This window comes from Streptococcus sp. UMB1203 (assembly GCF_030217725.1).
Lineage (GTDB): Bacteria > Bacillota > Bacilli > Lactobacillales > Streptococcaceae > Streptococcus.
In genome coordinates this window covers 40,184-51,389 of the sequence record NZ_JASOOK010000013.1, presented here as the reverse complement: position 1 = coordinate 51,389, position 11,206 = coordinate 40,184, and the positions used below count along the sequence as shown (strand labels likewise).

The following is an 11,206-nucleotide window of genomic DNA, read 5'->3' as shown; positions in this document are numbered from 1 at the left end:
TGGGACTTTTTTTCTACACAAAAATAGGCTCCATAATATCTATAGGGGATTTACCCACTACAAATATTATAGAGCCTTAATAATCTATTTAGTGTTATTTGGTGTGAGATATTTTTGCTGAGTAAAGTTTCAGAGCCCTCCGTTTTCGATCAAGGAGATCTTTTTAGTACTTTAATTGAGGGTAGCGAAGAGGCTAAACGTTGCGGACTGTAAATATGATCCTTCGAGGGGTTCGCATCCTTCCGCTTCCATTATCTTAGTTTTTGAAATTTAGGTAGTATATTTGTTCCTATTCTGTCAACTTTTCCTATTTGTTATCTTTTTGAGGTTGGTATTTGAGCAATTCAGGATTTTATAATAACTGTTTATAATTTTTTGTTAGAATAAGGTCATAAAAAGAAAAGGAGTATATATTTATGCTACAAAGTATTTATGATCAGATGATGGATTTTTATAGAAATATTGAAGAAGAGTATGGTATGTTCTTGGGTGATAATTTTGATTGGGAACATGTTCATTTTAAGTTTTTGATTTATTATCTTGTCCGATATCGTATTGTGAGTCATCGGGATTTTATTGTTTACCATTATCGTGTTGCTTATCGTTTGTATCTTGAAAAATTGATAATGAAACAGGGTTTTGTTGCTTGATGAGACAGTATGAGTTAATTTCCGAACAACTTTTACTTTTTGTGGAAAAATAATGATAAATAGCCGGAATTTTTTCTAAAACATTTTTTAATAGTTGGAAATAGCAAATCTTTCTATTGTTTCTTCTTGATAAAAAGGCGATTTTTTCTTATAATAAATTGTAAGATATAATTGCAGGTGAGAGTCCTGCCATGTATGTGAGAAAGGAAGAGCCTGAGGGCTCAGACAAGATTATGACTTCAGTTGTTGTTGTAGGTACCCAATGGGGTGATGAAGGTAAAGGGAAGATTACAGACTTCCTTTCAGCGAATGCAGAAGTGATTGCACGTTACCAAGGTGGTGATAATGCTGGTCACACGATTGTGATTGATGGTAAGAAGTTTAAGTTGCACTTGATTCCATCTGGGATTTTCTTCCCTGAAAAAATCTCTGTTATCGGGAACGGTATGGTTGTAAATCCTAAATCTCTTGTGAAAGAGTTGAGCTATCTTCATGAGGAGGGTGTGACAACTGATAATTTGCGTATTTCTGATCGTGCGCATGTTATTTTGCCATACCATATCGAGTTGGATCGCTTGCAAGAAGAGGCTAAGGGTGACAATAAGATTGGTACTACAATTAAGGGAATTGGTCCAGCTTATATGGACAAGGCTGCTCGTGTGGGAATTCGTATCGCAGATCTTTTGGATAAAGACATTTTCCGTGAGCGTTTAGAACGTAACCTTGCTGAAAAGAATCGTCTCTTTGAAAAATTGTATGATAGTAAAGCGATTGCTTTTGATGATATTTTTGAAGAATATTACGAATATGGTCAACAAATCAAGAAATATGTGACCGATACATCTGTTATTTTGAATGATGCGCTTGATAATGGTAAACGTGTGCTTTTTGAAGGTGCACAAGGTGTTATGCTAGATATTGACCAAGGTACGTATCCATTTGTTACGTCGTCAAACCCTGTAGCTGGTGGTGTGACAATTGGTTCTGGTGTTGGTCCGAGTAAGATTGACAAGGTTGTTGGTGTATGTAAAGCCTATACGAGTCGTGTAGGAGATGGTCCTTTCCCAACTGAGTTGTTTGATGAAGTGGGAGAACGTATTCGTGAAGTAGGTCATGAATATGGTACAACAACTGGTCGTCCACGTCGAGTGGGTTGGTTTGACTCAGTTGTGATGCGTCATAGTCGTCGAGTTTCTGGTATCACTAATCTTTCATTGAACTCTATCGATGTTTTGAGTGGTTTAGATACAGTGAAAATCTGTGTGGCCTATGATCTTGATGGTCAACGTATTGACTACTATCCAGCTAGTCTTGAGCAATTGAAACGTTGCAAGCCTATCTATGAAGAGTTGCCAGGTTGGTCAGAAGATATTACTGGAGTTCGTAATTTAGAAGATCTTCCTGAGAATGCGCGTAACTATGTTCGTCGTGTGAGCGAATTGGTTGGCGTTCGTATTTCTACTTTCTCAGTAGGTCCTGATCGCGAACAAACAAATATTTTAGAAAGTGTTTGGTCCTAAGAAATTTTTAAGATTTGTTTAAGATAGGTCGGGTATACTATAGACAGTTACAAGAAGACCTCCTAACTTGTTGTAACAAATATCCTAAACTTTTCTTTTTCATAATAATCTCCCTATAGAGTCACCGCATTTGGTGGCTTTTTTTGTCTTGGGATTCATGATATAATAATAAAATCGACAAGTAGGAAAAGGAAAATTGATGAATTATACAGTTGAAGAAAAAGAAAGCTTCATGAGAGAGGCATTGAAAGAGGCTGAGATTGCTCTTGAACACGATGAAATTCCAATTGGCTGTGTGATTGTCAAGGACGGAGAAATCATTGGCCGTGGGCATAATGCGCGTGAGGAGTTGCAACGAGCGGTTATGCATGCGGAGATTATGGCTATAGAGAATGCGAACCTGAGTGAGGAGAGCTGGCGCTTGCTTGATTGCACGCTTTTTGTGACCATTGAGCCTTGTGTCATGTGTAGTGGGGCAATTGGACTCGCCCGTATTCCCAACGTGGTCTATGGGGCTAAAAACCAGAAATTTGGCGCTGCTGGGAGTTTGTACGATATCTTGACAGATGAGCGTCTTAACCATCGTGTAGAGGTTGAAACGGGAATTTTGGAAGATGAATGCGCAGCTATTATGCAGGACTTTTTTAGAAATAGACGGAAAAAATAATTTTGCTTTTAAAATGAATAGGAATGTGATATAATAAATAGTGGAGCAACAGTTCTGCGTGAAGCGGGTCAGGGGAGGAATCCAGCAGCCCTAAGCGATTTGAATTTGTGTGCTCTTTTTTCGTACAATTTAAAAACCCTTTAATATCAACACTTTAAAGGGTTTTTGTTTGTCTTATATGATAAAAAGGGGCAGGCGAGGGGCATAATTTATAGTTTTATCTTTTCTAACTTACTAGATATGTCTGATATCATTTTTTGAGTGACATGGGAATAAATCTCTAGTGTGGTCTTTGAGTCACTATGTCCTACTCTATCCATGATGGCAGTCAAAGGAATGCCTAGCTCAGCAAGTAGGGATATGTGAGAATGTCTAAATGTATGTGTAGTTATATTTTTTTCTATGCCGATTTTTTGACCATGTCTTTTCAATGCACAAATAACCCTGGCATTTGTTATTGGTTCTCCTAGAGTATTGATAAAAATAAAATCTGTATCAAATCCATTTGTCGCATTCTCTATTATTTGCTCTTTGATAATATCTAACACTTTTTGAGGTGCTGTTATAACCCTATCGGACTTGATTGTCTTTGGTGTAGTTCTCTCTTTTTGTCTGAAATCGTATGTATGCTTGATGTGAATAGTCTTTTTAGAAAAATCTATATCCTCCTTGTAGTTTAAGGCTGCCAGTTCTCCATACCTCATGCCAGTAAGAAAAAGAACTTTAGCTATTCGGATATACTTTGTAATTCGATAATCACATAGGGCCTCGTCTTTTAAATTTTGGATGAATAACTTAAACTCTTTTTGGTCTAAGTATTTTGTGTTTTTCTTCCTGAGTTCGTCGGATGTAATTACTTTTCTAGGCGTTTCAACAAATAGCATTTCATTTGTATCAATATAATTCATTCTGATAGCGAATTTCATTATCTGATTGAGCTTGAACTTGATTTTAGAAACATAGTTATGAGATCTCCCGTCTTGTAATAGTGATCTATTACTTTTTGTAATAAACGTCTATCAATATTTCTAACTAGGTAGTCGCCCTCTATCTGCTTTAAAATCTCTTTTTTTACATTTTTTGAAGCATAAACTGTTGAATTTTTAACACCGTGTTTCCAATTCTCCTCGAATTCCTCATATAGTTTTTCAAAAGTTATATCAGAAACAAAATGTTGTTTTTCTCCTAACTTTTGTTTTATCTTTTCCTGCAGCAAGATAGCAGCTTGATTTCTTGCCTGGGGAGTTTTCTTCTCCATGGTCACTGAAACTTTTTTTAATTTCTCAGTATATGGATCTTTATATCGCTCAAAAAATTTGTATTTTCCGTTGGGAAGTTCTTCCATCCACATTGCGTTTACCTCACTTTTTTGTTAAAATGGGTATAAGAAAACGACCTTTTGAATGGTTGTTTCTTATACGTAAGTTCCTCACACTCAGAGTCGCCAAACTTTGCGAGTGTGGGGATTTTTTGTTTTTATAGTTATTCTGATGAACTATCCTATCAATTCATAATATTCGTCAATGACCATCAATTCGTCTGCGACTGTTCTAAGCTCATGTTTTTGCATGAAATGAAGATAGTTGAATGATTGATGGTCGTCTGATAGTGCGAGTTCTTCTTCTAACAACTTATGGATCATATGTCTATTAGCTTCATTCTCGCACCTAGTGTGGTTGTTTTGATATAGTGCAGTAGAATGTTCCAGATGTCCTAATTCGTGGTATATGACCCGTTTTTTTGCATCTTCGGACAGTTCACGGTTTATAAAGATAATACTGATTTCTTTGATATAAACTCCAGGTCTTTGCCAAAGTTCGTTATCAAAGTAAGCGAGAGTGACACCGTGTGAGTCAACTAGCTCTTCAATAGTCATAGGCTATCATCCTTTTTGTGTTATTTTGTTGTTAAAATGGTTACGATGATTGCTAGTATCCCCAGTAAAGTACTAACTAACAATCCGATAAACCAATACATGAACTCTTTTTTGCTTTTAGCTTGTTCTTCTAATCTCTTGTTTTCTTGAGTTAGCAACATAGTCTCTACACGTTTCTCGAAATTATCGAATTTCAAATCGACTTTTTCAAATTTCAAATCTATTTTTTCAAATCCGCTACGCATTTCTTGTTTGAGTTGGTCAATTTTTAAATCAATTTTCTCGAATCCATGCTGGGTGTCAGAATTAATTTTATCAAGTTTTAAGTCGATTTCAGATTTGCTGTAAGTATCTTGTGACATAATATTTTCCTCCGATAACATTTCTGACTCCATTATACCACGATTTTGTATGGGTACAGTTGTCAAAGAGGCTCTTTTACTACTCAATGAAACAAAATTAGATGGCAAAGCTTTAAAATTATCTTGTGTGTCCGGCATTGATTATCCCCACTTTCCAAAATGATGATAACTATATGCTGTATCTACTTCCTGACCGTTTTCGTCCATCAAGATGAAGAAAAAGAAAAAATCACTTGGGTTCTGTATCGTAAAATTAAAGCTGAAATTTCCAGTAGCCATCCCAAAGCCATCTTCTAGCAAAACAAAGCCCTGCCTTGCAATATTTATTCTCGTAGCATGAACAGGGTAGGACGTACCGTCAGGGAAGTGGGCAGTTAGAGATAAGATATAGTCTGTATCGGGTCTTAGATTAAAAAAATCTAGAAAAGCAATCAAAGATGTTGAACCAGGAAACATATCAAAATTAGTGATCGTTCCTAGAAACTGAGAAGTTTCAGGATTGACAATCCTGATTGCTGTCATCTTTTCTCTGAACGGATTCTTTTTCATTGGAATACTTGTCATACTATCTACCTCTCAAATAAATCTCAATGATGTTTTGAATCGCGTCAATATCTTCCTCTGTAAGTGGCTTGCCATCGAAGGTCTTGGCATTCTCTGCCATCTTTCGGAGGTCGTCAGACGTGTATCCTGCGATTGTATCATCCTTTGCAATAGATGGATTATCCGTCCGTCCAAGCAGATAGTCGGTGGATACGTTGAAGTAATCAGCGATTTGTTGCAAGCGTTCAGCAGAAGGTTGGTTTCGCTTCAACCCATACAAAGAATTTTTGCCTAGTTTTAGCTTATCTTCTAAAGTATTTAGCGAAATCCCTTGTTTTTCACATAAATCTTTTACGATTTCAAAAGTAGAAAACATTGATTTATCAGCCTTTCTAAGACATGACAAAAAATATTTTACAAAATACGCAAAAATAGTTGACATTATTTCGCGTTTACGCTAAAATAGTTTTTGTAAGTTAATGAGTTAGTAAAAAACGAAGTTAAAAACTTATCTAAAAATAAATAGCTTTGGCGAGCGAATAAGTTGATAGATATAATGTTTTATCAAGGTTTTTAATTATGCTTTCATTTTAGCAGATACGCTAAAAACTGTCAAGCATTTTATAAAATAATTTACTAACTCTTTAACTTAACTAATTAAAAAAGGAGGAGGTTACATGAGCCAACAACATCTTAAATGGATTGAGCTTGTAAAAGAGCGAATTGAAAAACGTGGGTGGTCGCAGACAGATTTGGCTATCGTCGTAGGTGTTAGCCCGTCAGCTATCACACAACTTTTCAAAGATGGCAAAGGGAGTGACGACTTGAAGCTTCGCATTAACAAGAAGTTGCGAATCAGTGAGTCGTGGGAAAAGTTTGAGGAGTAGGAGAATGGAAGAAGTAATTACAATAAGTAAACGCGAATTACAAGAAATGATTGCTGAAGTAGTCGCCAATAAAATGGTTAAGGTTAGAAAAGATTTTGGTCAAGTCGCTATCACTGATGAAGATATTCGTATCGTAAATAACAATCATCCTAAAGTCCTTGATTTACTTCAAAAACCTTATAAGAGAGAAATAGGTAGTGAAATCTATCCAATCATAACAGGGATCCGTTGGGACAGTAATATTGGTAGTGACTCTAAAATATTTTTAACAAGCAGATTGAGGGATAGAAAAGGAATTTACTATCATTCGAAACCGAATCTTTATAGTTCCCTCATCCATGAACAATTAAAATCTCTTGTTTTATCTCTACATGGTGCAACAGTAATAAAAGATTTGACAGATGATGAGTTTCAAAACGCTTTGGAAACATATAACGAATTTAAAAATTTCTTTTTGGATAGGTACAACGTCCGTCTAACAAAATTAAAACAGGAATTTCCAGAATTATAAAACAAAAAAAGCACCTAACAGAAGTCAGGCGCTAATCAAAATAACTAACTGAATTATAACACGAAAGGAGCAAAAATGGAAGCAGTTGAAATTGTACGAATTAAAGATGTGATCATTGAAAAAGTCTCTGCTAATGATGAAGAATTAGAACACATCTTCGGATGCTCAAAACGGCAAGCGGGAGACATGAGACGAGAGATGAAGAAGCTACCTAGCCAGCAGAAACACCTTAGGAATGATGGCCAGCTTGTAACTATTAAAGGCTTTGACGAATATCTGCAATATCGTGGGACTCAAGCATGGGAGAAAGAAATGAAAAAAAGCAAGAAAATGAGGTCAGTCGGATGAACCTACTAGCAAGAATTAAAAACTACTTTTCGGAAGAGGTCGAAGAAACCAATCTGGACTGGAGAGTGGTCGCTCTGGACCTCAATCAATCACTGATTGAAACACAAGAAAAACTTCAAAATGCCAATCAGCGTATTGCTGATCTTGAAAAAATCGTAGCAATCTACAAGGAAAAGGAGAATGTAAAATGATGGAATACATTTACCTGGTAACAATCGTAGGAATCGGTCTATGGTCGCTAGTAAATACGCTGGATGACCACGCTGAAATGAAGCAAAAAGAGCGTCAGCTGATGACAAGTGATATTGCACGCATGAATCTGAGAAATTCAGATAAGCAATTTACTTATGATGTAGAACCACCTGTGGGACTCGCAAAAGGTGTAGAAGAAGGAATTTAAAATGGTTCGAAATAAATTGACAGATTTAACCAATACTCTTTTTGCCCAACTAGAAACGTTGGACGACAGGGATCTTACTGCTGATGAATTAAAGACGGAACTCCAACGATCAAAACAGATGGTCGCTATCTCTGGCCAAATCCTTCAAGCTGGCCAGTTGGCGCTAGATGCTGAAAAATTCAAAGACAAGGTAGGTGAAGTCAATGCCCCGATCGCTTTGCTGGAAGGATGAGTACACGGAGTACATGCATGAGATATGCCCTGGTCGATTAACTCCCGAAGTAACCAGGTTATTAAATGAGAAATTTGGTACGAATTACAACAAGACTCAAATCAGCGGTGTACGTAAACGTTTGGGCTTACTTGTTGGCGAAGCCTATCAAGGTAGATTGCTTACAAAGGAGCAACACGACTACCTTGTGTCAATCCAAAAAAATAAGATTTCTCGCGATGTCGCAAATGAAATGAACCGAAAATTCGGATTATCACTGACTGAGAAACAGATTAAGAGTTATCGGAGAAATAATAATCTACATAGTGGTTTAACGGGAAGATTTGAGAAAGGTCAAACTCCCCACAATAAGGGGAAGAAATACCCAAACAGACCACCCAATAGTGGTTACTTCAAAAAAGGTAATCGACCTCCAAATTATGTACCTGTAGGAACTATCAACTATACAACAGACGGCTATCCGAAAGAAAAAATCGGAGAACCTAATCGATGGGTTTTGAAACACCGCAAGGTTTGGGAGGAACATCATGGCCCGATACCAAAAGGATACTCAATCGTTTTCCTAGACGGAGATAAAACAAACTATGATATTTCAAACCTAGCTTGTTTATCTAAAAACGAAATCGCTAGAATGAATCAAAATCATCTATTCACGTCCAACGCTGATTTAACTAAATCAGGTATTGGACTAACAAAACTTACAAACAAAATCAGAGAGGTAGAAAAAGATGGCTAGTTTATACGAACTGACAGGGATTTTTAAACAAATCAATGATATGGAAGGGCTGGACGAAGAAACAAAAGCTGACACTCTGGATTCGATTGATTGGACTGACCAGTTTGAGGAAAAAGTCGAAAATACGGTCAAGGTTATCAAAAATAAAGAAGCTGATAAGAAACAGCTCAAAGAAGAGATTGACCGTCTGACTGCACGATGCAAGTCGATTGATAATGACATCACACGGCTTAAAACTGGCTTGCAAGGTGCTTTTGAAATCACCGGACATGACAAGGTTAAAGGGTTACTTTTTACTGTTTATCTGGCAAAAAATCAACCTTCAGTCATTGTGGATGAGGATCTGCTACCTAAGAAATATTTTGTGATTGCAAAAAAACCTGACAAAAATGCTATCAAGGAATTGCTGAATGCAGGTAAGAAAGTCAAGGGTGCTACCTTGCAAGAAAGCAGAAGTTTGAGGATTAAGTAATGGAATTGATAAATAAAACACGAGTAACAGATTCACTAGCAGTTGTGATTGGACCAGAATCAATTGAAGTACTTGTCACTGAAGATTTTCTATTTGATGTTGCAATTCGCTTTGTAAAAGTAGATGAAACAAATCTTGATCAAGGAAATGAAAAGCCGGTATTTACTCCAGAGTACAAGCTGGTAACAGTCGCTAAATATAAGGAAAAACCTATCTTTGAATCGGAAGAAGATATTCGAAAATTCGAAAAACAAGCAAAAGAAGTTAAATCGCTATTTGCCTTTGCAAAGGTGAATAAACAAAATTGGTTTAACACTGCCCTTTATCCAGGAGTGCTGACTGAGAAAGTTGGTGTTTGATGAAAATTTTAGCTATTGATCCAAGCAGTAATAAAATTGAAACCAGCACAACAGGAGTTGTCTTGTTGGATAATGCAAGATTAGTTGATAGCTGGGTTGTCTCTTATGGTATGAGAGGTTTCGCTGATTGGTTTCACGAAATCGGAACAAACCTTGAATTCGATGTAGTTATTGTTGAAGAATTTAAGGCGAGGGATAACGAAAAGTCAAAAGATAATAGCGTGGCAGAAACTATCGCTTATATCCAACTTTGCTATCCAGGTGCCATTCTTCAATTCAATGCAGGTTATAAGTCAGATATTCCAGATGATCTTTTGAAAATATTAGGTTTATGGAAGTTCGAGAAAAGCCATCATCAGGATATTCGAGCAGCAGCAAGACTTGGATTATTTTGGGCTATGAGAAATGATATTGAAGAAGTTGTTGAGGATATCGGAAAGGTGGTGAGTGAGTATCACGATAACACTAAGAAAGTGGCAAGCTGAAGCAGTTAAACGAAGCGACCATTTATCTAATGGAATTTTTTTGGAAGCCCTTGGGGGTCGTGGTAAAACTATATGTGCCTTAGCAATTGCCAAACACAAAAAAGCTAAGAAAATCATCATCACTAACAACCGATTAGCCATTTTGAATGGTTGGATAGATGCAGTCAAGTTTATGAAATTTGATGATGATGTTGAGGTTATCATCCAAACAGACAGGTATCTTCAAAATCAGGTCAAAAAGGGGCATAAATTAGCCTGCGACGTGCTGATAATAGATGAGTGGCAGAATATGTCGAGTGATAAGCAAGTGGCCTTATATCGCAAAATAAAGCGCAAATACACGATAGGACTTTCAGCAACACCAATCCGAAAAAAAGGACAAAATTTCTATCCGCTTGAAAAAACAGTTTTTGGATGGGCGACACCCAACAATAAATTTGACTGGCAAAAGACTCATGGAAAAATGATCTATGATCCATTTAGTTATTCAAAAGAAAAGTGGGAAGATTTCAGAGATTATGAGAAATACATCTCAGATTTACCAAATTTCTTTCGTTGGGAAAAAATCGAAGAAATCGAAAATGCAGTTGAAAACAACGGTTTTGAGATTAAATTTTATCCAGTCAAGGTAGAACCGGGCAATACCGACAAGCTTGCAGAATTTAGAAAACTAAATCTTGTAACAGTTGATGGAAAGACTGCAATGGCCAAGCAATCGTTTGGAAGAAAGACCTTTGAGCGCTATCTTAATCAAACAGGCGTAGCAGTCGATTTTCCAAAATTAAAGCCAGTAAATGCGGATACGCCCCTACTATTAAAATTAGATGGACTAATCGAACGAGCGCCACACGATATGTTGATTGTCAGTAAATCCAAGCAGATTGTAAACGTTATTCGTGAGCGCCATCCTAATATTGGTATCTGGACAGGAGATATTCAAGAAGGTCTTGATAATCAAGTGGTCGTTGCTACCAGTCAAGTCTTAGGTGTAGGTGTCGATGGACTCCAACACAAATACCAAACAATCGTCGTTCTGGACCCTGTAGAAGAGGGTTCTGGAGAATATGACGACTACCGACAGTTGCTTTGGCGAATAACAGGAAGCCGGCAACAACATGATGTAAATGTAATTGAATTTTATTTTAAAGGAGTATAAAT

At 36.8% G+C, this 11,206-nt stretch carries 20 protein-coding genes and 1 other RNA gene; 15 read left to right on the top strand and 6 right to left on the bottom strand.

All coding sequences use genetic code 11. The annotated features are described in order from the left end of the window. Positions 1-416: 416 nt before the first annotated feature. From comW to ffs, 4 genes are all read left to right on the top strand, one after another. Entirely contained in the window at positions 417-650 is a 234-nt protein-coding gene (comW, locus tag QP439_RS04975) for a sigma(X)-activator ComW (protein WP_000941923.1), read from the top strand. 233 nt (positions 651-883) lie between these two features. Beyond that, positions 884-2,170 carry an adenylosuccinate synthase gene (locus QP439_RS04970; protein ID WP_261040006.1) on the top strand — a complete coding sequence of 429 codons (1,287 nt, stop codon included), beginning with the start codon at positions 884-886 and terminating at the stop codon, positions 2,168-2,170. A gap of 199 nt (positions 2,171-2,369) precedes the next feature. Beyond that, positions 2,370-2,837, top strand: a complete 468-nt coding sequence (tadA, locus tag QP439_RS04965; RefSeq protein WP_203179982.1) for a tRNA adenosine(34) deaminase TadA — start codon at positions 2,370-2,372, stop codon at positions 2,835-2,837. A gap of 32 nt (positions 2,838-2,869) precedes the next feature. Continuing rightward, positions 2,870-2,964, top strand: an RNA gene (gene ffs, locus QP439_RS04960) — signal recognition particle sRNA small type. Positions 2,965-3,046: 82 nt separating this feature from the next. Here ffs and QP439_RS04955 read toward each other — a convergent pair. The 6 genes from QP439_RS04955 to QP439_RS04930 all read right to left on the bottom strand — a co-directional run bounded on the left by QP439_RS04955 (position 3,047) and on the right by QP439_RS04930 (position 5,994). After that, complete coding sequence (locus QP439_RS04955; RefSeq protein WP_285388145.1) at positions 3,047-3,745, bottom strand: tyrosine-type recombinase/integrase; 699 nt, start codon at positions 3,743-3,745, stop codon at positions 3,047-3,049. 17 nt (positions 3,746-3,762) lie between these two features. Beyond that, the gene (locus QP439_RS04950) at positions 3,763-4,188 is read right to left on the bottom strand and encodes a tyrosine-type recombinase/integrase (protein ID WP_285388142.1); all 426 of its coding nucleotides are present in this window, start codon (positions 4,186-4,188) and stop codon (positions 3,763-3,765) included. A 144-nt stretch (positions 4,189-4,332) separates the two neighbouring features. Beyond that, positions 4,333-4,713, bottom strand: coding sequence for an ImmA/IrrE family metallo-endopeptidase (locus QP439_RS04945; protein WP_285388139.1), 381 nt, complete (start codon positions 4,711-4,713; stop codon positions 4,333-4,335). A gap of 20 nt (positions 4,714-4,733) precedes the next feature. Further along, entirely contained in the window at positions 4,734-5,213 is a 480-nt protein-coding gene (locus tag QP439_RS04940; protein WP_285388136.1) for a hypothetical protein, read from the bottom strand. Positions 5,214-5,216: 3 nt separating this feature from the next. After that, the gene (locus tag QP439_RS04935; protein ID WP_285388134.1) at positions 5,217-5,639 is read right to left on the bottom strand and encodes a hypothetical protein; all 423 of its coding nucleotides are present in this window, start codon (positions 5,637-5,639) and stop codon (positions 5,217-5,219) included. A 1-nt stretch (position 5,640) separates the two neighbouring features. Next, positions 5,641-5,994 carry a helix-turn-helix domain-containing protein gene (locus QP439_RS04930; protein WP_285388132.1) on the bottom strand — a complete coding sequence of 118 codons (354 nt, stop codon included), beginning with the start codon at positions 5,992-5,994 and terminating at the stop codon, positions 5,641-5,643. Between the two features lie 301 nt (positions 5,995-6,295). Here QP439_RS04930 and QP439_RS04925 point away from each other — a divergent pair, with 301 nt between their 5' ends. The 11 genes from QP439_RS04925 (at position 6,296) to QP439_RS04875 (ending at position 11,204) form a co-directional block, all read left to right on the top strand. Then, a complete protein-coding gene (locus QP439_RS04925; protein WP_033686199.1) occupies positions 6,296-6,505 on the top strand; it encodes a helix-turn-helix domain-containing protein in 210 nt (69 codons plus the stop codon). A gap of 4 nt (positions 6,506-6,509) precedes the next feature. Further along, a complete protein-coding gene (locus QP439_RS04920; RefSeq protein ID WP_285388129.1) occupies positions 6,510-7,016 on the top strand; it encodes a hypothetical protein in 507 nt (168 codons plus the stop codon). Between the two features lie 75 nt (positions 7,017-7,091). After that, a complete protein-coding gene (locus tag QP439_RS04915; RefSeq protein WP_061420077.1) occupies positions 7,092-7,364 on the top strand; it encodes a hypothetical protein in 273 nt (90 codons plus the stop codon). Beyond that, positions 7,361-7,555, top strand: coding sequence for a hypothetical protein (locus QP439_RS04910; protein ID WP_285388126.1), 195 nt, complete (start codon positions 7,361-7,363; stop codon positions 7,553-7,555). The genes QP439_RS04915 and QP439_RS04910 overlap by 4 nt, the downstream gene beginning before the upstream one ends. Next, positions 7,552-7,764, top strand: coding sequence for a hypothetical protein (locus tag QP439_RS04905; RefSeq protein ID WP_285388124.1), 213 nt, complete (start codon positions 7,552-7,554; stop codon positions 7,762-7,764). Before QP439_RS04910 ends, QP439_RS04905 begins: the two co-directional genes overlap by 4 nt. 1 nt (position 7,765) lies before the next feature. Continuing rightward, the gene (locus tag QP439_RS04900; RefSeq protein ID WP_000252079.1) at positions 7,766-7,996 is read left to right on the top strand and encodes a hypothetical protein; all 231 of its coding nucleotides are present in this window, start codon (positions 7,766-7,768) and stop codon (positions 7,994-7,996) included. 13 nt (positions 7,997-8,009) lie between these two features. Continuing rightward, complete coding sequence (locus QP439_RS04895; protein ID WP_350224144.1) at positions 8,010-8,732, top strand: HNH endonuclease signature motif containing protein; 723 nt, start codon at positions 8,010-8,012, stop codon at positions 8,730-8,732. Next, the gene (locus tag QP439_RS04890; protein ID WP_285388104.1) at positions 8,725-9,204 is read left to right on the top strand and encodes a siphovirus Gp157 family protein; all 480 of its coding nucleotides are present in this window, start codon (positions 8,725-8,727) and stop codon (positions 9,202-9,204) included. Before QP439_RS04895 ends, QP439_RS04890 begins: the two co-directional genes overlap by 8 nt. Beyond that, entirely contained in the window at positions 9,204-9,563 is a 360-nt protein-coding gene (locus tag QP439_RS04885; RefSeq protein ID WP_285388102.1) for a hypothetical protein, read from the top strand. Before QP439_RS04890 ends, QP439_RS04885 begins: the two co-directional genes overlap by 1 nt. Next, complete coding sequence (locus QP439_RS04880) at positions 9,563-10,048, top strand: hypothetical protein (protein WP_285388098.1); 486 nt, start codon at positions 9,563-9,565, stop codon at positions 10,046-10,048. The genes QP439_RS04885 and QP439_RS04880 overlap by 1 nt, the downstream gene beginning before the upstream one ends. Then, a complete protein-coding gene (locus QP439_RS04875; RefSeq protein ID WP_285388096.1) occupies positions 10,011-11,204 on the top strand; it encodes a DEAD/DEAH box helicase family protein in 1,194 nt (397 codons plus the stop codon). The genes QP439_RS04880 and QP439_RS04875 overlap by 38 nt, the downstream gene beginning before the upstream one ends. Positions 11,205-11,206: the final 2 nt, after the last annotated feature.

What these genes read in the sequence shown, in the direction of transcription:
- comW (WP_000941923.1), top strand. Translation starts at nt 417, where the DNA reads ATGCTACAAAGTATTTATGATCAGATGATGGATTTTTATAGAAATATT.
- QP439_RS04905 (WP_285388124.1), top strand. Translation starts at nt 7,552, where the DNA reads ATGATGGAATACATTTACCTGGTAACAATCGTAGGAATCGGTCTATGG.
- QP439_RS04895 (WP_350224144.1), top strand. Translation starts at nt 8,010, where the DNA reads ATGCATGAGATATGCCCTGGTCGATTAACTCCCGAAGTAACCAGGTTA.
- QP439_RS04940 (WP_285388136.1), bottom strand. Translation starts at nt 5,213, where the DNA reads ATGCCGGACACACAAGATAATTTTAAAGCTTTGCCATCTAATTTTGTT.
- QP439_RS04970 (WP_261040006.1), top strand. Translation starts at nt 884, where the DNA reads ATGACTTCAGTTGTTGTTGTAGGTACCCAATGGGGTGATGAAGGTAAA.
- QP439_RS04910 (WP_285388126.1), top strand. Translation starts at nt 7,361, where the DNA reads ATGAACCTACTAGCAAGAATTAAAAACTACTTTTCGGAAGAGGTCGAA.
- QP439_RS04920 (WP_285388129.1), top strand. Translation starts at nt 6,510, where the DNA reads ATGGAAGAAGTAATTACAATAAGTAAACGCGAATTACAAGAAATGATT.
- QP439_RS04900 (WP_000252079.1), top strand. Translation starts at nt 7,766, where the DNA reads ATGGTTCGAAATAAATTGACAGATTTAACCAATACTCTTTTTGCCCAA.
- QP439_RS04890 (WP_285388104.1), top strand. Translation starts at nt 8,725, where the DNA reads ATGGCTAGTTTATACGAACTGACAGGGATTTTTAAACAAATCAATGAT.
- QP439_RS04955 (WP_285388145.1), bottom strand. Translation starts at nt 3,745, where the DNA reads ATGAATTATATTGATACAAATGAAATGCTATTTGTTGAAACGCCTAGA.
- QP439_RS04915 (WP_061420077.1), top strand. Translation starts at nt 7,092, where the DNA reads ATGGAAGCAGTTGAAATTGTACGAATTAAAGATGTGATCATTGAAAAA.
- QP439_RS04935 (WP_285388134.1), bottom strand. Translation starts at nt 5,639, where the DNA reads ATGACAAGTATTCCAATGAAAAAGAATCCGTTCAGAGAAAAGATGACA.
- QP439_RS04880 (WP_285388098.1), top strand. Translation starts at nt 9,563, where the DNA reads ATGAAAATTTTAGCTATTGATCCAAGCAGTAATAAAATTGAAACCAGC.
- QP439_RS04950 (WP_285388142.1), bottom strand. Translation starts at nt 4,188, where the DNA reads ATGTGGATGGAAGAACTTCCCAACGGAAAATACAAATTTTTTGAGCGA.
- QP439_RS04885 (WP_285388102.1), top strand. Translation starts at nt 9,204, where the DNA reads ATGGAATTGATAAATAAAACACGAGTAACAGATTCACTAGCAGTTGTG.
- QP439_RS04925 (WP_033686199.1), top strand. Translation starts at nt 6,296, where the DNA reads ATGAGCCAACAACATCTTAAATGGATTGAGCTTGTAAAAGAGCGAATT.
- tadA (WP_203179982.1), top strand. Translation starts at nt 2,370, where the DNA reads ATGAATTATACAGTTGAAGAAAAAGAAAGCTTCATGAGAGAGGCATTG.
- QP439_RS04930 (WP_285388132.1), bottom strand. Translation starts at nt 5,994, where the DNA reads ATGTTTTCTACTTTTGAAATCGTAAAAGATTTATGTGAAAAACAAGGG.
- QP439_RS04945 (WP_285388139.1), bottom strand. Translation starts at nt 4,713, where the DNA reads ATGACTATTGAAGAGCTAGTTGACTCACACGGTGTCACTCTCGCTTAC.